This is a genomic window from Streptomyces sp. NPDC012935 (genome assembly GCF_042900345.1).
GTDB lineage: Bacteria > Actinomycetota > Actinomycetes > Streptomycetales > Streptomycetaceae > Streptomyces.
Map to the genome: position 1 here is coordinate 98,110 of NZ_JBIBBC010000020.1, position 19,165 is coordinate 117,274.

At 69.7% G+C, this 19,165-nt stretch carries 15 protein-coding genes; 4 read left to right on the forward strand and 11 right to left on the reverse strand.

From position 1 onward, the window contains the following. The first annotated feature begins 12 nt into the window (after positions 1-12). Positions 13-741, forward strand: coding sequence for a Mut7-C RNAse domain-containing protein (locus tag ACFY5C_RS34970; RefSeq protein WP_389452310.1), 729 nt, complete (start codon positions 13-15; stop codon positions 739-741). On the opposite strand, the gene ACFY5C_RS34975 is transcribed toward ACFY5C_RS34970, so the two are convergent. The 5 genes from ACFY5C_RS34975 to ACFY5C_RS34995 all read right to left on the reverse strand — a co-directional run bounded on the left by ACFY5C_RS34975 (position 738) and on the right by ACFY5C_RS34995 (position 9,487). Further along, complete coding sequence (locus ACFY5C_RS34975) at positions 738-3,155, reverse strand: galactose oxidase-like domain-containing protein (protein ID WP_389452312.1); 2,418 nt, start codon at positions 3,153-3,155, stop codon at positions 738-740. The genes ACFY5C_RS34970 and ACFY5C_RS34975 overlap by 4 nt on opposite strands. Next, a complete protein-coding gene (locus ACFY5C_RS34980) occupies positions 3,152-4,357 on the reverse strand; it encodes a glycosyltransferase (protein WP_389452314.1) in 1,206 nt (401 codons plus the stop codon). The genes ACFY5C_RS34975 and ACFY5C_RS34980 overlap by 4 nt, the downstream gene beginning before the upstream one ends. After that, positions 4,354-6,003: an ArnT family glycosyltransferase gene (locus tag ACFY5C_RS34985; protein ID WP_389452316.1), complete on the reverse strand. Its 1,650-nt coding sequence runs from the start codon at positions 6,001-6,003 to the stop codon at positions 4,354-4,356. The genes ACFY5C_RS34980 and ACFY5C_RS34985 overlap by 4 nt, the downstream gene beginning before the upstream one ends. After that, positions 6,000-7,262: a glycosyltransferase gene (locus tag ACFY5C_RS34990; RefSeq protein ID WP_389452319.1), complete on the reverse strand. Its 1,263-nt coding sequence runs from the start codon at positions 7,260-7,262 to the stop codon at positions 6,000-6,002. The genes ACFY5C_RS34985 and ACFY5C_RS34990 overlap by 4 nt, the downstream gene beginning before the upstream one ends. Before the next feature lie 191 nt (positions 7,263-7,453). Next, on the reverse strand, positions 7,454-9,487 hold the full coding sequence (locus tag ACFY5C_RS34995; RefSeq protein WP_389452322.1) for a thioredoxin domain-containing protein: 2,034 nt from the start codon (positions 9,485-9,487) through the stop codon (positions 7,454-7,456). Between the two features lie 194 nt (positions 9,488-9,681). Here ACFY5C_RS34995 and ACFY5C_RS35000 point away from each other — a divergent pair, with 194 nt between their 5' ends. Next, the gene (locus ACFY5C_RS35000) at positions 9,682-12,882 is read left to right on the forward strand and encodes a tetratricopeptide repeat protein (protein WP_389452325.1); all 3,201 of its coding nucleotides are present in this window, start codon (positions 9,682-9,684) and stop codon (positions 12,880-12,882) included. A gap of 120 nt (positions 12,883-13,002) precedes the next feature. Here the strand turns inward: ACFY5C_RS35000 and ACFY5C_RS35005 are convergent, their stop codons facing one another. Beyond that, positions 13,003-13,254: a hypothetical protein gene (locus ACFY5C_RS35005; RefSeq protein WP_389452328.1), complete on the reverse strand. Its 252-nt coding sequence runs from the start codon at positions 13,252-13,254 to the stop codon at positions 13,003-13,005. After that, positions 13,247-14,107, reverse strand: a complete 861-nt coding sequence (gene mca / locus ACFY5C_RS35010) for a mycothiol conjugate amidase Mca (RefSeq protein WP_389452439.1) — start codon at positions 14,105-14,107, stop codon at positions 13,247-13,249. The genes ACFY5C_RS35005 and mca overlap by 8 nt, the downstream gene beginning before the upstream one ends. 168 nt (positions 14,108-14,275) lie before the next feature. Between mca and ACFY5C_RS35015 the strand changes: the two genes are divergently transcribed. Both ACFY5C_RS35015 and greA read left to right on the forward strand, forming a co-directional pair. Further along, complete coding sequence (locus ACFY5C_RS35015) at positions 14,276-14,674, forward strand: DUF4307 domain-containing protein (protein ID WP_389452331.1); 399 nt, start codon at positions 14,276-14,278, stop codon at positions 14,672-14,674. Between the two features lie 211 nt (positions 14,675-14,885). Next, entirely contained in the window at positions 14,886-15,386 is a 501-nt protein-coding gene (gene greA, locus ACFY5C_RS35020; protein WP_389452334.1) for a transcription elongation factor GreA, read from the forward strand. 239 nt (positions 15,387-15,625) lie between these two features. Here greA and ACFY5C_RS35025 read toward each other — a convergent pair whose 3' ends face one another. The 4 genes from ACFY5C_RS35025 to ilvA form a co-directional block, all read right to left on the reverse strand. After that, positions 15,626-16,423, reverse strand: a complete 798-nt coding sequence (locus ACFY5C_RS35025) for an ABC transporter permease (RefSeq protein WP_389452442.1) — start codon at positions 16,421-16,423, stop codon at positions 15,626-15,628. 5 nt (positions 16,424-16,428) lie between these two features. Further along, positions 16,429-16,590 carry a hypothetical protein gene (locus ACFY5C_RS35030; RefSeq protein WP_389452337.1) on the reverse strand — a complete coding sequence of 54 codons (162 nt, stop codon included), beginning with the start codon at positions 16,588-16,590 and terminating at the stop codon, positions 16,429-16,431. After that, on the reverse strand, positions 16,587-17,564 hold the full coding sequence (locus ACFY5C_RS35035) for an ATP-binding cassette domain-containing protein (protein ID WP_389452339.1): 978 nt from the start codon (positions 17,562-17,564) through the stop codon (positions 16,587-16,589). Before ACFY5C_RS35035 ends, ACFY5C_RS35030 begins: the two co-directional genes overlap by 4 nt. Before the next feature lie 209 nt (positions 17,565-17,773). Continuing rightward, a complete protein-coding gene (gene ilvA, locus ACFY5C_RS35040) occupies positions 17,774-19,003 on the reverse strand; it encodes a threonine ammonia-lyase (protein WP_389452342.1) in 1,230 nt (409 codons plus the stop codon). Between the last annotated feature and the right edge of the window lie 162 nt (positions 19,004-19,165).

A 19,165-nucleotide genomic window follows, 5' to 3' on the forward strand; every position in this document is an offset into this window, starting at 1 on the left:
CATCCTGATCGGGTGAACGGTCCCGAGATCCACGTCGAGTTCGCCCCCGAGCTGCGCCTGTTCCTCCCCAACGGACGACGCCAGGACGGGTCCGCCCAGGTCACCACCGACGGCGTCTCGACCCTCGGCCATGTCGTCGAGTCCCTCGGCGTCCCGCTGACCGAGGTCGGCCCGCTGCTCGCGGACGGCCACGAGGTGCCGTTCTCGCACATCCCGGCGGCCGGCCAGTCCATTGCCGTACGGCCCGTCGAGCGCCCCCAGCGGGTGCCCGGCGCCCCACTGCGCTTCCTGCTCGACGTCCACCTCGGCACCCTCGCCCGCCGTATGCGCCTGCTCGGCGTGGACACGGCGTACGAGTCGACGGACATCGGCGACCCGGCGCTCGCCGCCCGCTCGGCCGCCGAGCAGCGGGTCATGCTCAGCCGGGACCGGGGCCTGCTGCGGCGCCGCGAACTGTGGGCCGGCGCCTACGTCTACAGCACCCGCCCCGAGGACCAACTCCGGGACATCCTGGACCGGTTCCGCCCCGAACTGCGGCCCTGGACCCGCTGCACCGCCTGCAACGGCCTGCTCAAGGAGGCCACCAAGGAGGAGGTCGCGGACCAGCTGGAGGGCGGCACGCAGCGGTCGTACGACGTCTTCGCGCAGTGCACCGAGTGCAAGCGCGCGTACTGGAAGGGCGCGCACCACGAACAGCTGGTGGCCATCGTGGAGCGCGCCCTTGCGGAGTACGCCGACTAACGCCGGGTCACATCACCCTTTCCGCAGGCGATCCGGTCCCTGTTCGGGTCCAGCCGCAGCGGGTCGTCCTTGCCGTTGACCTTGAGGCGGCCGTAGTCGTTCTTCTTCAGCCAGTCGCAGCGGGCCTTCGTCGTCGCCTTCACGGTCGGCGGGAAGTCCGTCGGCACACAGACGTTGGCGGAGCCGTAGTGCCGGTCGCAGCCGGAGACGGTCGGGCTGACCTTCTGCGACGTGCGCTTCTTGCCGGGGCCCGTGACCTTGCCCTGGAGGTCGTCGGCGAAGTCGTGGACATGCGCCGAGGCGTCCTTGGCGCTCAGCGCCTGCGGGCCCTGGAGGTGCACCCACTTGGCCACCGACGGCACCCCGTTGGCGTCGACCGCGAAGAGCATGTACCAGCCGGGCGGGGCCAGGTTGGGGTTGCTCGTCACGTTCAGGTCGACGTTGTTGCCGTCGACCGACAGGGGGAGATCCACGAAGCGCTGGTTCGGGTCCGAGGAGTGGGTCACTGCGGCCGGGCGGATCAGCTCGGCCTTGGCGATGGGCCGGTCGACGGTGATCCGCTGGGTGTCGCCGTACGTCCACTCGGTGTCGATGACCGAAGTGATCGTCGGGCGTGCGCCCTTGAGGAGATAGGGCGGGGTGTAGACCGACACGTCGTGGTTCCAGGAGCCGTTGCCCGGGTTGTCGCCGGTGGCCATCACACGGCCGTCGGGCAGCAGGAACGCCGAGGAGTGGTAGCCGCGCTCCTCCGGGTCGGCCGCCACCGGGTCGAAGGTGCCCGTCGCCGGGTCGTAGAGCGACGACTCGTACACCGGGTCGGCCCGGTTGTGCAGCGCGCCTCCCGTCTCCAGAACCTTGCCGTCGGGCAGCAGTACGACGGAGGCGTACATCTTGCCCTGGTTGCCGGTCTGCGGGACCTTGCCGGCGCCGAGGTCGACCTTGCCCTGCGGGAGCGGCGGGCCGGCGACGTAGGACGGGTTGGGCTGCTTGAGGTCGATGACGTCGGTGAGGCGGTTCGCGTCCGGGTTGGAGTCGATGTTGCCGCCGCCGATGGTGAGGACCTTCTGGTCCTGTGCCGGGGGCAGCAGCACGCTCGCGGACTGGTCGCGCTCGTCCTTCCGCTGCAGGCCGGGGACCTGCGTGATCGTGTTGGCGTCGTAGTCGTAGATCGCCGATCCGGTGCCCGGGATGTTGTTGCCGAAGACATGGCTGCCGGAGTAGAAGAGGCGGCCGTCCTGCATCAGGATCATCGACGGGTACAGGCCCCAGTACGACCAGGTCTGGTTGACCTTCCAGAGCTCCAGCCACTTCTGCTCGGCGTCCGACCACCGCTCGGCCGCCACCGATCCGGTGGAGTCCTCCTTCAGCCCGCCGAAGGAGATCACGTCACCGTTGCCCAGGATGGTGGCCGACGGGTACCAGTGGCCGTCGTTCATGTCGTTGGTCTTGCTGTACGTCTCGCTGACCGGGTCGAAGATGTACGAGTCCTTGTAGCCCTGGTAGCCGATCGTGCCGTCCGCCGACGGATAGCCCTTGTTGCCGCTCATCACGAGCACACGCCCGTCGTCGAGCTGGACGTGGCCCGCGCAGAACATGTCCTTCGGCGTCGGGACCTGCTTGTACGTGCCGTTCTGCGGGTCGTAGACCGCGCTGGTGAACGTGCCCGCCTGGAACATCGTCGGGTCGTTGCCGGAGCCCGCGATCAGCAGCACCTTGCCGTTGTTCAGGACGACGGAGTGCATGGAGCGGACCGGGTTCTTGGTGGGCAGCACGTCCCAGCGGCCGTTCGCGCACTCCTCGGCCGTACCCGTGCACACCGGGTCCGGGACCGGTTCGGCGACCTGGTCCATCGTGTAGTCGTCTGTGATGACCGAGCCGGTGCCGTACACCGATACGCCCCAGGCGATCCGGTCGGTCCCGGCGGGCACCTCGGGCGTACGGACCGTCGCCTCGGTCCAGCCGGCCGCCATCTCCAGCGTCTTGAGATCGGTCCAGTACTGCCAGCCCGCCGTCGCGTCATGCCGGAAGAGCGTGACCGAGGTGTCGGGGGTGGTCGACTTGTACCAGAGCCCCAGGTCGTACTGCTTGCCCGGCGTGACGACGGGCGCGCACTCGGCGGACTCGGTGATCAGCGCCTTGCGGTCGCCCTCGACCCGGCGGGTCAGCGACACCTTCATCGCCTTGGAGCCGCTGTGGGCGTCCGTCGTCGTCTCGAAGGTGAAGTCGTTGTCGCCCCAGCCGGACTTCTTCCAGCAGTAGGGCATGTCGTCGGTGCCGGCGGTCTCGAAGCCGGGGTTCTTGATGAGGTTGGCGGCGGAGGCGGACTCGGGCGAGGTGAGAAGGAGGCCTCCGGTGAGGCCCATGACGGCCAGCAGGGCCGTCCTCCTCCCGGATCTCTTGCGGCTGGTTCTCATGCGGAACTCCTTGCTGTGCGGCTCCCGCGCCCGGTGCCCTTCCCGCTCCGGCGCGGCAGATAGACCAGCGCTTCGGTACCGACGAAACGCAGGACGAAGGTGAAGACCAGGGCCAGCGCGGTGGCCGGCAGCACGGCCAGCCCGAACTGGCCGACGAGCAGCGCGATCAGCGGGATCCGCAGCACCAGGTCCGCGTTGGCGAGCAGCGCGAACCGTACGGTGCGGTCGGCCCAGTGGCGGTGGATGCGGCGGTCGCGGAACAGCAGCTTCTCGATCAGCAGGAAGTTCCAGGCCACGCCGAACTGGTTGGCGACTATCTCCGCCGGGAGATAGTGCAGCCCCGCCTGGGTCAGCGCCCACAGCGCGGCCAGGTTCGGCACGAAACCCGTCAGCCCGATCAGCCCGAAGACCACCATCCGGGACAGCGGGTCGGCCGTACGCAGCCCTGCGAGGTGCCGCAGGAAACGCCGGCCCTCCGCCGCCGTCGACTTGGACTCCCCCGCGAACCGCTCCTGGAAGACGAACGGCACCTCGGTGACCGCACGCGGACGGCTGCGCACGGCCAGCTCGAGCAGGATCTTGTAGCCGAGCGGCTTGAGCGCCTCCGCGGTGATGTCGCTGCGCCGGATCGCGAAGAAGCCGCTCATCGGGTCGCTGATGCCGTGCAGCCGGCGCGGGAAGAGGGACTTGGTCAGCCAGGTCGCGCCGCGCGACACGGCCACCCGGTAGCTGCCGGCGAGCCCGGCCCGGCTGCCGCCCTTGATGTACCGGGAGGCGACGACGAGCCCGGCGTTCGCGCGCTCGCCGGTGGCGACCAGGTCCGGGACCAGGGACGGCGGGTGCTGGCAGTCGCCGTCCATGACGACGATCCAGTCCGACCCGGCCGCCTTCATCCCCTCGACGACCGCGCCGCCGAGTCCGCCGACGGGTTCGTCGCGGTGGATGACGGTGACGGGGAACGGGCAGTCCTGCGCCGCCTCCTTGATGACCTGCGGGGTGTCGTCGCTGGAGTCGTCCACGAAGACGACCTCGCAGGGCAGCCGGGACGGCACCGACTCGGTGATCTGGTGCAGCAGCTGCCGTACGTTCGCCGACTCGTTGTAGGTCGGTACGACGATGGTGACGGCGCCCGGCTCGGGAACCTCGGCAGCGTCGACCGACGGATCGCCCAGCTCTCCGGGGGCGGTGTACTCGTGCGTCATCGGACCCCTCCGGATGCTGTCTGGATCTGCCGGATCTCGATCCGGTCCGCACCGGTGCCGAACACGGCGACCGGCTTCGAGTGCTCCATGGCCGCCTTGACGTTGGGCAGGTCGACCGCGTCCCGCCGCACCGTCGGCGAGGCGACGACATAGTCGAGGTCCTTCCAGCCGCGCGGCATCGTCTTCGTCACGGCCGGGTCGAGGTCCGCCTTGTAGAACCAGATGGCGCCGAGTCCTGGCTCGTACCCGGCGTGCACCAGGTCCAGCCACAGCGCGTCGTCGACGAGCACCCGGGTGTCCTTCGGGTCCTCCACCTCGGTGGCCAGCCACTTCGAGGCGGCCTGGTAGGGCGCGTTGGCGTCGGCGGTGACGGCGGTGTGGGCGCCGTCGTACCAGCGGGGTACGACATAGGCGCCGGCCGCGATCGCGAGGACGGCCGCGAGGGCGTACCGCCCGCCGGTGACGTACCGGTTCTCGGCCTCGGAACGCCGTCGCCGCAGTACGCCGTGGGCGACGGACGCCGTGCCGCCGGCGAGGACCAGGGCGAGGAACGGCAGCGCCTGGATGACGTACATCGCGGGCAGGTAGCCGGTGGGGCGCATGGCCACCAGGGCGAGGATCACCACCGCGAAGGAGGGACCGGCCAGCGCGCGTGCCGTCACCGACCAGCGCCAGGTGACCAGGAGCAGCAGGCCGCCCGCGAGGCCGCCGACGATGAGGACGCGGTCGTAGTAGAGCCACGACTGCAGGACGCCCCAGGAGCCGGAGCCCTGGTCGAGGATGAAGCCCGAACCGGGCCTGGTCATCTGGTACTTGATGCCGTCCCAGAGCGAGACGTGCCCGCTGCCCGGGAACAGCTCGCCCTTGAGCAGGGCGAACAGCGGGTACGACAGGCCGATCAGCACGCACGCGGTGACGGCGCCGGTCAGGGCGAACTTGCGGGTGTCGCGGTGGCTGTGCCGCCACATGGTGACGAAGACCGCCGGGAGGACGAAGAGCATCGTCTCCTTGGTCAGCACGGCCGTGGCCGCCGCGATCCCGGCGCCGAAGTGGTGCCAGAGGTGGCGGCTCGGGGAGGCGGCGAGGGCGAACGCGAGGAGCGTCCACATCACCGCGAGGTTGTCGAGGAAGATCTCCCGCTGGAGCACGACCGACAGCGGCGAGAGCCCGAACAGGACCATGCCGAGCCCGGCCGCCCAGCGCGGCAGGGACAGCCGGCGCCCGAGCACGTAGACGAGGACCGCGCTGACCGCGCTGATGACGAGCATCGCGGCCCGCATGGTGCCGACGGTCATGGACTCGGGGCTGAGCGCTGCGGGTATCCAGGTCAGCAGGGCGAGCTGGATCCAGCCGAGCGGCGGGTGGTCGTACCAGTACGTGTAGTGGGCGAGACCCCGGCCCTCCTGGACGGCCCAGGCCTGGGCGAGGTAGGTGCCCTCGTCGTCGCTGAGGGTCGGGTAGTCGGCGATGTTCCAGCCCTGCACGACGAGGATCGCGACGAGGAGCACGCCGCACAGGATCAGGTCGGGCCGGGACGAACGCAGGCGCGTCGGCGGGGTTGTTCGGGTGTCCGAACGCGTCGTGGGCGCAGGCTGCCGCTGCGCGGGGACCTTGACAGTGGTCACCGCGGGAAGGGTGGAGGTCACGCAGGAACGTCCTCTCGGTTCACGTGCGCGAGATGTGCGCCGACGTGGCTGGTCAACTCCCAGTCATTGCGGCCGCGTTGCTCACGCCATACGGCGCGGATGGCGGCGCCGGCGAGGAGCACCTGATAGAAGGGGCCGCCCACGATCAGCTTCAGGTAGTGGACGAAGCGGACCCGAAGCCCGTACTGCTTGCCGAAGTCGTGCAGTCCGACGACCTCGAAGACGAACGTGACGAGCGCGGTCACGGCCGGCAGGAAGGTGATGAACGCGACGCTCACCGGCACGTCGAGGAAGAGCGCGATCGCCACGTTGAGCGGGATGATCAGGCCGGTGAAGGCCTGCAGGAACGGCGTGGTGAGCGTGTAGCGGGCCAGCAACCGCTGCCCGAACGTGGGCAGTTGCTTCCAGTCCTTCTTCCGGTAGACCTGAAGGAAGCCCTGGTTCCAGCGGGTGCGCTGCTTGAGCAGCGACATCAGGCTGCCGGGCGTCTCCTCCTTGGTCACCATGTCGGAGTCGTAGGCGACGACGACCTTCTTGCCGACGCTCGACAGCCGCACGCCCAGATCGCAGTCCTCGGCGAGGCAGTTGGAGTCCCAGCCGTCGGCTTCCCTGAGCACGTCCGTCCGGACGAAGACGGTGTTGCCGCCGAGCGGGATGAACCCCTTCTGCGCGTGCAGGTGCAGCCGCGAGCGGAACCAGAAGAAGTACTCGAGGCAGTTGCGCAGGCTGTACCAGCTGGAGTGGAAGTTGATCAGCTGGACCCCGCCCTGGACGACATCCGCCCCGGTCGTGCGGAACGCGTGGTCCACGTGCGCGAGGAGCTCCGGATGGACCTGGTCCTCGGCGTCGAAGACCCCGACGACGTCACCGCGGCAGTGCGGCAGCGCGGTGTTCATGGCCTTCGGTTTGTTCTTCTTGTCGTGGGTGTCGACGACGACACGGACGCGCGGATCACGTGCCGCGGCCCGCTCGGCCACCTCGGTGGTCTCCGGGTCGTCGTGCCCGACGATGACGATGATCTCGAAGTCGGTGTGTGTGGACTCCAGCAGCCGCTGGATGGTGTGGTCCAGCACGGCTTGTTCGTGCCGGGCCGGCAACAGCAGCGAGAACGACACGTGCTCGCCGCCGTCCGGTCTGCTGAACCGGGTGGAGGCGAGCACTTCGGGCGTACGCCACGCGTGCATCTGCCACCACAAGGTGAAAGCCGCCATCCAGAACAAGGCCAGCGAGACGACGGCTATGAAGACAGACGTCAGCAACAGATCCCCCCAGATCCCCAATGCCCCCTGTCGCAACGGTGAGTTACAGCCGTCGCGTCACTGTGGAGACATTAAGGGGGATCTGTGAAGTCCGCAGGCTGTTTTGATGAAGAGCGCGTTTCCTCACAACGAGCCCCGAGAGTGAGTAATTCGAACACAGGCTACGTAAGTGCCCCGATTTGGCTGCCGTTTCAACTGCTCAACGCGGTGCGCAGGCGTTCGGGATCAGTGATCGGGGCATCGCACGTGAAGTTGCGGCAGACGTACGCCGCGGGTGCGCCCTGCTGCAGCGGCCGGTCAACAAGGAGCGGAAACTCGTCACTCTCCGGAGTGCCCACGGCCACGACCGCGCCCGGAGCGGTGCCCAGGAGCGCCGTACGGTGCAGGGTCCTCGTGCCCTCGTCGGCAAGGGACGGGCCGACCACCGCGACCTCGCGCGGTCCGTCGAGGTTGGCCTCGGCGACCGCGAGCCCCCAGCCGATGAAGCGGGGAACGCGCGGGCCGAGGGCCTTGACGACGCCCAGGGCCTTCACGGCCGCGGCGCGATGCGGCTCCGCACCGGTCTGTGCGGCGTAGCTCAGCAGGGCGCCGGCCGCCGCGCTCCAGCCGGACGGGGCGGCGTTGTCGGTGGGGTCCTGGGGGCGGCGGATCAGCTGCTCGGCGTCGGCGGCGGTGTCGTAGAGGGCGCCGGACTCCGCGTCGACGAAGCGCGCGAGCACGTGGTCGAGCAGGAACCCGGCGAAGTCCAGCCAGACGCCCTCGCCGGTGACCGAGGCGAGCGCGAGGAAGCCCTCGGCGACGTCGCCGTAGTCCTCCAGCACGCCCGCGTTGGCGCCGGCCTTGCCGTCCTTGCTGGTGCGGGCGAGGCGGGCGTGGTCGTCGAGGTGCAGCCGCACGAGGAGGTCGGCGGCGGCGACGGCGGCGTCCACGAGGTCGGGGCGGTCGAAGTAGGCGCCGGTCTCGGCGAGGGCCGCGACGGCGAGGCCGTTCCAGGCGGCGACGATCTTGTCGTCCCGGCCGGGGGCGGGGCGCTCGGCCCGCGCGGCGAGCAGCCGCTCCTTCACCGAGGCGACCTGCTCGGCGTCGAACACCCCGTCCTGCTGCGGAAGCTGGAGGACGGAGGAACCGTGCTCGAAGGTGCCCTCTTCCGTCACACCGAAGTACCTCACGGCGAGCTCGGCGTCATCGTCCCCGAGCACCTCGCGCAGCTGCTGCGGGGTCCACACGTAGTACGCACCCTCGACGTGCTTGCCGGTCCCGTCGTCGCTGTCCGCGTCGAGCGCGGAGGCGAACCCGCCCTCGTTGGTGCGCAGTTCACGCACCATGAAGTCGGCCGTCTCCAGGGCGACCCGGCGGGCGAGCTCGGAGCCCGTGGCGCGCCAGAGGTGGGCGTAGACGCGGCACAGCAGCGCGTTGTCGTACAGCATCTTCTCGAAGTGCGGCACGACCCAGTCCCGATCGACGGAGTACCGCGCGAAGCCGCCGCCGAGCTGGTCGTAGATCCCGCCCCGGGCCATCCGCTCGCAGGTGTCCTGTGCCATCTGCAGCGCGCCGTCGGCGCCCGTCCGCGCGTGGTGCCGCAACAGGAACTCGATCACCATCGACGCCGGGAACTTCGGCGCGCCCCCGAACCCGCCGCGCTGCGGGTCGTACTCCCGGGTGAGCCCGAGCAGCGCCTGCGCCAACTCCTGCTCGCCGGGTGCCTCGGTCCCGCCGTAGGAGATCTCCCGTTCGGCGAGATCCCTGGTGATCTTCCCCGCGACGTCGGCCACCTCGTCCCGCCGGTCCGCCCAGGCACTGCGCACCCCCTCCAGGACCTGCCGGAAGGACGGCATCCCCTGCCGGGGGGCGGGCGGGAAGTAGGTGCCGAAGTAGAAGGGCTCGGCGTCGGGTGTGAGGAACACCGTCATGGGCCAGCCGCCCTGCCCGGTGGCGGCCTGGACGGCCTCCATGTAGACGGCGTCGACGTCGGGGCGTTCTTCGCGGTCGACCTTGATGTTGACGTAGTGGGCGTTGAGGTAGTCAGCGGTCTCCTGGTCCTCGAACGACTCGTGAGCCATCACGTGGCACCAGTGACAGCTGCTATAGCCGACGCTGAGCAGCACGGGCACGTTCCGCTTCCGCGCCTCCTCGAAGGCCTCGCCGGACCAGGGCCACCAGTCGACGGGGTTGTCGGCGTGCTGAAGGAGGTACGGGGACGTCTCGTGCGCCAGTCGGTTCGGCATGGGGTCCATCCTGCCGCAGTACCCCGCCCGTCATGCGTCAGGCGCCCACCAGACGGTGACCTCGAGCGTTCCCGTCCCCTGAACAGATTCACCGACCCCGCAAAGTGATCGAAGTCCGCTCGCCCTCTCGCCCCGATGCGTGGTCCGCAGCACACTTGACCAAGAACGCAGTTGCCGCCGGAGGGGGACGTGCCATGCGGGACAGCCATCGGACGGAGGCCGAGCGGCTGTTGGCTCGGGCCGTGGAGGAAGAGGTGCGGCGCTCGGGCGGGCGCATCGACGGACAGGTGCTGCTGTCGCGGGCACGCGGATCGCTGGACGCCATGGCGCAGTCGGCGGCCGAGGAGTACGAGGCGTATACGGGCGCGCTGGACGAGGCGGAGGCCGGCCGTCTGACGTTCGGGCAGCGGTTCGCGCGGGAGGGTGGCAGTACGCCGCTGATGGTGGCCGGCGTCGCCGCGGTCGCGGCCGTGGTGTCGGACCTGGCCCTGGGCACCGGCACGGTGACGGCCGTCGGCGCGGGCGTGACCGTGGGCGTCGTCGGCGCCGCGGCGACGGTCGTGAAGGTGGCCGGCACGCATCTGCCCGCCGCGCACCAGCGCGCGGGCGCCGTCGGCCAGCCCGGCGGCCCGGAACAGCTGCGACTGCAGTGGCTGACGGCGCTGGAGGTGCGGGGCATCCGCCCGTTCCTCGACCAGCAGCGGGTGCTGAGCGCCTCCACCGGCCCGCAGAAGTCGGCGCCGCGGCTGAAGGGTGCGGACAAGAGCGCGGCGGCCCGCGGCCGGAACGTACTGGAGCAGTCGTTCGGTCAACTCCCCGAGCCGATCGGCGCGTTCGCGGGTCGCAGGAAGGAGATGGCCCGCATCCGGCAGTGGGTGCAGGCGGCGCGGGCGAGTACGGAGACGAAGCCGACGGTGGTCGTCCTGCACGGGGCGCCCGGCAGCGGCCGTACGGCACTGGCGATCCGCGCGGCCCATGATCTGAAGGACCAGTTCCGCGGGGCGTGCGTGGTGGATCTGCGCGGTGACACGACGGAGGAGGCGCCGCTGTCGACGCGGGACGCGCTGCTGCATCTGCTGAACCGTTTGGGCGCCCCGCGCGAGCAGTTGCTCTTCCGTGAGCGATCCTCGACGGACCAGCAGGTCAAGCGATTGAGCGAGCTCTATCACCAGCATCTGACCGGCCTCCCGGTCACGGTCGTCCTGGACGACGCGTCGGACCCTGAGCAGGTCCGCACCCTCGTCCCCGAACGCTCCGACAGCCTGGTCCTGGTCACCGCGCGGGAGGCTCTCGGCCTGCCGGCGGATCTCGCGGCGTGGGTGCATCAGCTGCCGGTGGAGTCGTTGGACGCGGCGGGCGCGGAGGAGCTGCTGTCCGAGGCGGCGCAGGATTCCTCGGGCCCCTACGACGCCGAATCCGCCGACCTGATCCGGCAGTTGTGCGGCGGGCTGCCGCTCGCGCTGCGCATCGCCGGCTCGTCGCTGGGGCCGCGCTCACCGCGCACGCTGGCGACCGATCTGGGCGCGTACGGCCCGGTGGAGCCGATCGAGCGGGTGCTGTGGCTGCGCTACACCGACCAGTCGGACCCGGCGAGGCGGCTGCTGCGCAGGCTGGCGCTGGCGGGGCGGGCATCGCTCGGCGCGGCAGCGGCGGCATCGCTCCTGGCCACGGACGAGGCGGAGGCGACACGCCACTTGGTGGCCCTGTCCGAGGCGGGCCTGATCGACCACGTCCGCGGCAACCGCTACCGCCTGCACGACCTGGTCCGCGGCTTCGCCCATGCCCGCCTTCTCGACGAGGAGGAGCCGTCGGAGCGTACGGCGGCGCAGGAGCGGCTGATCGTGAACTACGCCGACCTCGCGGAATCCGTTCTGCGCCTGGTCGACGGCAACATGTCGACCCGGTCGGACCGCTTCAGCCCGCACGGCTTCACCTCGCTGGACGACGCGCTGCGCTGGCTGGACGACGAGTCGAGTTTCATCACGGCGGCCCTCAGGCACGCGGAGGACGCGAATCAGGCGGCCGTGCTCAATCTGCTGGGCGCCCTGTGCGACTACTGCCTGCTGCGGGGCGACCTCTACCGCCTCGGCGAGATCAGCGAACTGGCCCAGGCGGTGGACCAGGGCCTGCTGGTCCGCTCGGTGCAGTGGCGTACGGGTATCGCGGCCCGTCAGCTCGGTGAGCTGGACAAGGCCCGCACGACGCTGACCTCGGTGGTCGACCTCTATATGCAGGCGCATCACGACGCGGGTGCGGCCCGCGCCCTGTGTTCCCTCGGCATCACCCTGCACCACCAGGGCCACCTCACCGAGGCGGCGGCCAAACTCAGCGAGGCCCTGGACCTGCAGTCGGCGCCGCAGCTGGCGACCGACCGCGCCTGGACGATGCACGCGCTGGCGGCGGTCGAACGGGACCGGGGGCGCGTGTCGGAGGCCCTGGACCTGCTCACCGATTCCCTGGTCCTGCACCGCGCCGGCGAGTCGGTGCACGGCGAGGCGTGGGCCCACTTCCAGCTCGGCCAGCTGGGCCTGCGGATGGGCGACGTACCGCACGCGGAGTCCGAGCTGCGCCAGGCCCTCGATCTGTACGGCCGTACGCGCGACGCCCGCGGGGAGGCCTGGGCGCTGACTCAGCTGGCCCGCGCCCGGCTGGTCGCCGGGGATCCCTCCCAGGCGGTGGACGGACTGCGTCAGGCGGCGTCCCGGCATCGCGACAACGAGGACGCGCGCGGCGAGGCGTGGTCCGTCTACTACCTGGGCCAGGCCCTGGAGGAGACGGGCAACCTGGATGTCGCGGTGCGCGAGCTGGAACGCTCCCGCACGATGTTCTCGCGCATGCAGGACGTCTACGGCCTCGCCTGTGCCCGGCACCACTCGGCCCGGGTGACCCGGGACCAGCGGGCCGCCCAGACCGGTTCGCTGAAGAACTCCGGCTTCGCCCGTCAGCTCCTGGTGGACGCCCGCGCCAACTTCCAGCGCATCGGGGTCGCCCATGGGGAGGCGTGGACATGCCTGGAGCTGGCGGTGGTGGACGCCGGGAACAGCCGTACGCAGCAGGCGCTGGCCCTGTGCGACGACGCGGTGGACCTGTTCGCCTCGTACGGCGACCGGCGGGGCGAGGACTGGGCCCGCTTCCTGCGCTGCACGCTGCTGCCGTACGCGGCTCCCGGGGGCGTGGAGGTCGGTGCGGCGGTGGCGCAGGAGGAACTGGCCCAGCTGACCCGCAGCGGCCATCCCCTCCGGGACGCGAAGCTGGACGGCTACCTGGAGGCGTACCAGCTCCTGCTGGAGCGCGGCGTGAACCTTGAGGCGGGATGGCAGGCATGGCGGCTCGGCATGGTGCCGAACCGCCATGCCCGGGAGGTCATGGGGGTGGCGGTCGCAGCCCGGCACTGACTCGCGGGCCCAGCCCGGAAGTGGCTCGGGTGCCACGGGTCCACCGGGCCCGGGTGCCACGGGTCCACCGGCCCGACGGTACGACCCCTCAGGAGCCGGGCCCGTCGGCCCGGAACAGCGTCAGCCCTGCCGCGGCTTGGCCGGCCCGGTGGCCTCGGCGGAGCCCTCCGTCTGCGGGGCCGGGGACTCCGCGAAGTCGACCTTGCCCATGTGGCGGTTCATCGACTTCATCAGGGCCCACACCGCCAGTGCCATCACCGCGAAGACGATGAAGCCGAGGACGCCGGGGGTCACCTTGTCCTCGTCCACCTCCTTGGCGAGGGTGGCGAGCTGTGTCATTGCCAGGCTTGCGCTTGCGCTCATGTCAGGCATTGTCGCGGATGCCCGCAAAGAGGTCGTCCTCGGGGAGGGAGGTATCGACGAGGGACTTCGCCAGCTCGTACTCCTCGGTCGGCCAGACCTCCCTCTGGAGCTCCAGCGGGATCCGGAACCAGCCGCCGTCGGGGTCGATCTGGGTGGCGTGCGCGATCAGGGCCTTGTCGCGGATCTCATAGAAGTCGCCGCACGGGACATGCGTGGTCAGGGTGCGCTGTTTCATGCCGAACTCGTCCCAGCGCTTGAGCCAGTCCCCGTAGGGGGACTCCAGGCCGCGGTCGAGCATGGCCTGGTGCAGCGCCTCGGTGCGGGGTCGGTTGAAGCCCTGGTTGTAGTAGAGCTTCTGCGGCTGGTACGCCGCGCCGTACTCCCCCTCCGGGTACTTCTCGGTGTCCGCCGCACCCTCGAAGGCCACCATCGAGATCTTGTGGGTCATGATGTGGTCGGGGTGCGGGTAGCCGCCGTTCTCGTCGTAGGTGGTGATCACCTGGGGACGGAAGGTGCGGATCTGCTTCACCAGCTCACCGGCCGCCTTGTCGACGTCCTCAAGGGCGAAGCAGCCCTCGGGGAGCGGGGGCAGCGGGTCGCCCTCGGGCAGGCCGGAGTCGACGAAGCCGAGCCACTCCTGCTTGACCCCGAGGATCTCGCGGGCCTCGTCCATCTCCTTCTTACGTACCTCGTGGATGTGCTCCTCGATGTACTTGTCGCCCTGGAGCTTCGGATTGAGGATGGAGCCGCGCTCCCCGCCCGTGCAGGTCACGACCAGCACGTCCACCCCCTCGGACACGTACTTCGCCATGGTGGCCGCGCCCTTGCTCGACTCGTCGTCGGGGTGGGCGTGCACGGCCATCAGTCGCAGCTGGTCAGTCAAGACTCAATCCTCATAAGTCGGCGCCCGGTGTGAACCGGTGCGATCGGCGGCTTCTATAGTGACCGAATCGGGGGGCGGATAATTCCGGGGTACGGCCCTGAGAACCCCTTTCGGGACATCCGTCCCGCCCCGGCCGAGAGGACGATCATGAGTACGGCGAGCACGCGGCGGCCCGAGAGCCGCTACGGCCGCTCCTCGGACGAGCGCGCCGACCGCACGCTCAAGGTCGTCGGCGCCGTCCTCGGTGCGGTACTGCTGGCGGTGATCGGCTACTTCGGCTATCACTACGTCGGCCAGAGCAAGATCAGCGCCGAAGTGATCGAGTTCGACGCCGGGAAGGACGCCGTGAAGGTGCATCTGGAGGTCCGCAAGGACGCCGGCGCCTCCGGCTACTGCACGCTGCGCTCCCAGGCGGAGAGCGGCGCCGAGGTGGGCCGGGCCGACTTCCGATTCGACGGCGACGCGACCCGGATCGACAAGGTGGTCACGCTCCGTACGACGTCCCAGGGAACGACGGCCGAGCTGCTCGGCTGCCACGCCGACTGACCGGGCCGTCCGGAACTGACCGACCTTGGCCGACACCGACCACCTTTGTCCGGAATACGTGTGCACTGACCTGCGTTGACGTGATTCTGATGGCTTATGTCCTCCCCCTTCGGCCGTTGAATTGTTAGGCTCGTGGTTTCGCCCATCCATGAAGGAACATCCTTCTGGGTAGGGCGATGCTTTGTATTCCCAGTACCTACGAGGAGCACCTGTGACCCAGACCAGCGAGAACGTCACCTGGCTGACCCAGGAGGCGTACAACCAGCTCAAGGCCGAGCTGGAGTACCTGTCTGGTCCTGCGCGCACGGAGATCGCCGCCAAGATCGCGGCCGCGCGCGAGGAGGGCGACCTGCGCGAGAACGGCGGGTACCACGCGGCCAAGGAGGAGCAGGGCAAGCAGGAGCTCCGTGTGCGCCAGCTGACCCAGCTCCTGGAGAACGCCAAGGTCGGCGAGGCGCCGACGTCGGCGGAGGGCGAAGTGGCGCCCGGCATGGTCGTGACGATCGCCTTCGACGGTGACGAGGACGACACGATGACCTTCCTGCTCGCCTCGCGCGAGTACGCGAGCTCGGACATCGAGACGTACTCCCCGCAGTCCCCGCTGGGTTCCGGCGTGATCGGCCACAAGGTCGGCGAGGACGCGGAGTACGAGCTGCCGAACGGCAAGACGGCCTCGGTGAAGATCCTGAAGGCCGACCCCTACAGCGGCTGACCCGGGCCGTGCGGCGGTTGCCCCCGGCCTGCATCCCCTTTGACGAAGCCCCCGGCGCCCACCGGCGCCGGGGGCTTCGTCATGCCGTCGCCGGGCGGTGCTTGCGAACCGCCGGGGTCGGCGACGTGCCGCAGCCACGGGGGTCATGTGGCTGGTGTCCACGAACGCGTCCGAGACGGACGCAAAGCCACCAGCGAAGATCGCTTTCCACCGCCGGACCCGACCATGAAGACGAGCGATCAACCGTCCGCACGGCGGTACTTGCGCACCGAGAGCGTGCGGAAAATGAAGACGATCAGGATCGAGTAGATCACCGATGCCCAGATGGGATGTTGCATCGGCCAGGCGTCCGACTGGGATAGGCCCGGGTCGCCGAAGAGCTGCCGGCATGCCTGCACGGTCGCGCTGAACGGATTCCACTCAGCGATGTGTCGCAGCCAGGGAGTCATCTGGCTCGAGTCCACGAACGCGTTCGAGATAAAGGTCACCGGGAACAGCCAGATCAGACCTCCCGACGTCGCCGCTTCCGGTGTGCGAACGGACAGACCGATCAAGGCGCCGATCCAGGTGAACGCGTATCCGAGAAGAAGCAGCAAGCCGAAGCCGGCCATGACCTTCCCGAAGTTGGTCGGCTCTGCGTAGCCGGGGCGCCAGCCCACGAGCAGAGCGACGATCGCGAGAACCAGCAAGGTCAGAGCTGTCTGCACAAGATCTGCGACGGTACGGCCGGTCAGTACCGCACCACGCGCCATGGGCAGCGAGCGGAAGCGGTCGATGAGCCCCTTGTGCATGTCATCGGCGATGCCGGCGCCTGCTCCGGCGGTCGCGAACGTGACGGTCTGCGCGAAGATGCCGGCCATCAGGAAGTTCTTGTAGACCTCCGGGTCGGTGCTCCCGCCGATCGACATCGAGCCGCCGAAGACGTACGTGAACAGGATCACGAACATCACCGGCTGAATCAGCCCGAAAAGGATCATCTCCGGAATCCGGGTCATGCGAATGAGATTCCGTCGAGCGATGACCAAGGAGTCGTTCATGGTGCTCACTTGACCAGCCCCTTCCGGGCCTCGGGTCCGATCACGTGCAGCTCCGGGATCCCGGACGTACGGATCTGGTTGGGTTCCGCGACGACGATCGAGTCCGGCACGGACTGGCTGACCGGGTCCGTGGCCGGCGCGACCCGCACGGCGTCGAGAGCACTCATTCGGCGACCTCCTTGCCGATCTCGTCGTCCTTCACCTCGGCCACATGGCCCGTCAGGGACAGGAAGACGTCGTCGAGGGTCGGTCGGCGCAGTCCGATGTCGTCGATCTCGATGCCCCGGGTGTCGAGCTCGCGGATGACCTCGGCCAGGAGCTTGGCGCCTCCGGTCACGGGGACGGTGAGCTTGCGCATGTGCTCCTCGACCGTCGTGTCGCCTTTGCCGAAGCCGCGCAGCACCTCGGAGGCGGCCTGCATCTCGTCGCGCTCGTGGACCACAAGCTCGACGCGCTCGCCGCCGGTGCGGGCCTTGAGCTGGTCGGAGGTGCCGGTGGCGATGACGTGGCCGTGGTCGACGACCGCGATCTCGTGCGCGAGGTGGTCGGCCTCTTCGAGGTACTGGGTGGTCAGCAGCAGTGTCGTACCGCCCGAGACCAGGCGCTTGATGACCCCCCACAGCATCTGGCGGTTGCGCGGGTCGAGGCCGGTCGTCGGCTCGTCCATGAACATCACGGGCGGCGAGACCACCAGGGCGGCCGCCAGGTCGAGGCGGCGTCGCATGCCGCCGGAGTAGGTCTTCGTGGGACGGTCGGCGGCGTCGGCGAGATCGAACTGCTCCAGCAGCTCGCCCGCGCGGGCCTTCGCCGCCTTCGCCCTCATCTGGTAGAGCTGGCCGACCATCTGCAGGTTCTCGCGGCCGGTGAGGTACTCGTCCACCGCCGCGAACTGTCCGGACAGACCGATGGAACGGCGCACGGCGTCGGGGTCCTTGAGGACGTCGATGCCCGCGACGACCGCCGAGCCGCTGTCGGGGCGCAGCAGGGTCGTCAGACAGCGGACGGTCGTCGTCTTGCCCGCGCCGTTCGGCCCGAGCAGGCCCAGGACCGTGCCCTCGGGAACATCGAGGTCGACGCCGTCCAGAGCCCTTACGTCACCGAAGGTCTTGACCAGGCCTTCGGCATAGATGGCGCCTGGCATATGAATCTCCACGTCTTCGGGGAAACTTCGGAAAGCCTTGGGGGGTTTGCACTGTTCGTCCCGCGCCATGACTCGGCGCTGTGGCGTACATACGAGACACACCATAACGCGATGTATCGCGTCTCTCAACGGGCTTACCCGAACGAGTGACAAAGTGAATCGACCTGCGCTTTCGCCCGCCGGGGCGTCGGCTGACGACCGCTCGCGGCTCAGCCGATGACCGTGTAGCCCGCCTCGCGCAGGGCCTGGCCGACCTCGACGCAGTGCGTACGGCCCTTCGTCTCCAGGTGCAGCTCGACCTCCGCCTCAGTGAGCCCGAGCCGTGGGTCGGTCCGTACGTGACTCACATCGAGGACGTTAGCGTCCACCACTGACAGCACCCCCAAAAGCGTGGCGAGCGCGCCCGGCCGGTCCGTCAGCCGCAGCCGCACGGCCAGGTAGCGGCCCTGCGCGGCCATGCCGTGCCGCAGGACGCGCTGCATCAGCACCGGGTCGACGTTGCCTCCGGACAGCACCGCGACGACCGGGCCCTCGAAGGCGCCGGGGTCGCTCAGCAGCGCCGCGACAGGGCTCGCGCCCGCCGGCTCGACGACCAGCTTGGCCCGCTCCAGGCACAGCAGCAGGGCGGTGGCCAGCTCGTCCTCGCTGACTGTGCGGACCTCGTCCACCAGGTCACCGATGATCCGGAACGGCACGTCGCCGGGCCTGCCGACCTTGATCCCGTCCGCCATCGTCACCGGGTTGTCGACGGCGACCGGGTGCCCGGCAGCCAGCGAGGGCGGATACGCCGCCGCGCCGGCCGCCTGCACGCCCACGATCCGCACGTCGGGCCGCAGCGACTTCACCGCCATCGCGATACCCGCCGCGAGCCCGCCCCCGCCGATGCCGACGACGATCGTCCGCACCTCCGGGCACTGGTCGAGGATCTCCAGGCCGACCGTGCCCTGGCCCGCGATGATGTCGGGGTGGTCGAAGGGATGGATGAACACCGCGCCCGTCTCGGCGGCGTACTCCTGCGCCGCGGCGAGTGTCTCGTCGACCACCTGGCCGTGCAGGCGCACCTCGGCACCGTAGTCCTGGGTGGCGCTGATCTTCGGCAGCGGGGCGCCCTTCGGCATGAACACCGTCGAGCGCACGCCGAGCAGCGACGACGCGAGGGCGACGCCCTGCGCGTGGTTGCCGGCACTCGCGGCCACGACCCCCGCGGCGCGCTCCTCCGGGAGCAGCCCGGCGATCCGGACGTAGCCGCCGCGCAGCTTGAACGATCCCGTCCGCTGGAGGTTCTCGCATTTGAGGTGCACCGGTGCGCCCACCAGCTGGGACAGGTGCCTGCTGCCCTCCATCGCCGTCACGCGCGCCACACCGGTCAGCATCTTCTGGGCCCCGCGCACGTCGTCAAGGGTGACGGGAGGCAAGGAGTCAGCCGTGCTGTAGCTCATGACCCAAGTCTCGCAGTTCACAGGCGCAAGGCCCTGGTGTGACCAAGCACCGAGATGGGTTTGCGCAGCGCCGGTACACCCCGCGTCCGGGCCGCGTACCCTGTCCCCCAACCCAGCACCCCCTTCATGAAGTGAGCCCCCGGCCATGCCCACAACACCTGA

Excerpts from the sequence above, each read along its gene's own strand:
- ACFY5C_RS34975 (WP_389452312.1), bottom strand. The coding sequence starts at position 3,155 with ATGAGAACCAGCCGCAAGAGATCCGGGAGGAGGACGGCCCTGCTGGCC.
- ACFY5C_RS34980 (WP_389452314.1), bottom strand. The coding sequence starts at position 4,357 with ATGACGCACGAGTACACCGCCCCCGGAGAGCTGGGCGATCCGTCGGTC.
- ACFY5C_RS34995 (WP_389452322.1), bottom strand. The coding sequence starts at position 9,487 with ATGCCGAACCGACTGGCGCACGAGACGTCCCCGTACCTCCTTCAGCAC.
- ACFY5C_RS35000 (WP_389452325.1), top strand. The coding sequence starts at position 9,682 with ATGCGGGACAGCCATCGGACGGAGGCCGAGCGGCTGTTGGCTCGGGCC.
- ACFY5C_RS35005 (WP_389452328.1), bottom strand. The coding sequence starts at position 13,254 with ATGCCTGACATGAGCGCAAGCGCAAGCCTGGCAATGACACAGCTCGCC.
- mca (WP_389452439.1), bottom strand. The coding sequence starts at position 14,107 with ATGGCCGTGCACGCCCACCCCGACGACGAGTCGAGCAAGGGCGCGGCC.
- ACFY5C_RS35015 (WP_389452331.1), top strand. The coding sequence starts at position 14,276 with ATGAGTACGGCGAGCACGCGGCGGCCCGAGAGCCGCTACGGCCGCTCC.
- ACFY5C_RS35025 (WP_389452442.1), bottom strand. The coding sequence starts at position 16,423 with ATGAACGACTCCTTGGTCATCGCTCGACGGAATCTCATTCGCATGACC.
- ACFY5C_RS35030 (WP_389452337.1), bottom strand. The coding sequence starts at position 16,590 with ATGAGTGCTCTCGACGCCGTGCGGGTCGCGCCGGCCACGGACCCGGTC.
- ACFY5C_RS35035 (WP_389452339.1), bottom strand. The coding sequence starts at position 17,564 with ATGCCAGGCGCCATCTATGCCGAAGGCCTGGTCAAGACCTTCGGTGAC.
- ilvA (WP_389452342.1), bottom strand. The coding sequence starts at position 19,003 with ATGAGCTACAGCACGGCTGACTCCTTGCCTCCCGTCACCCTTGACGAC.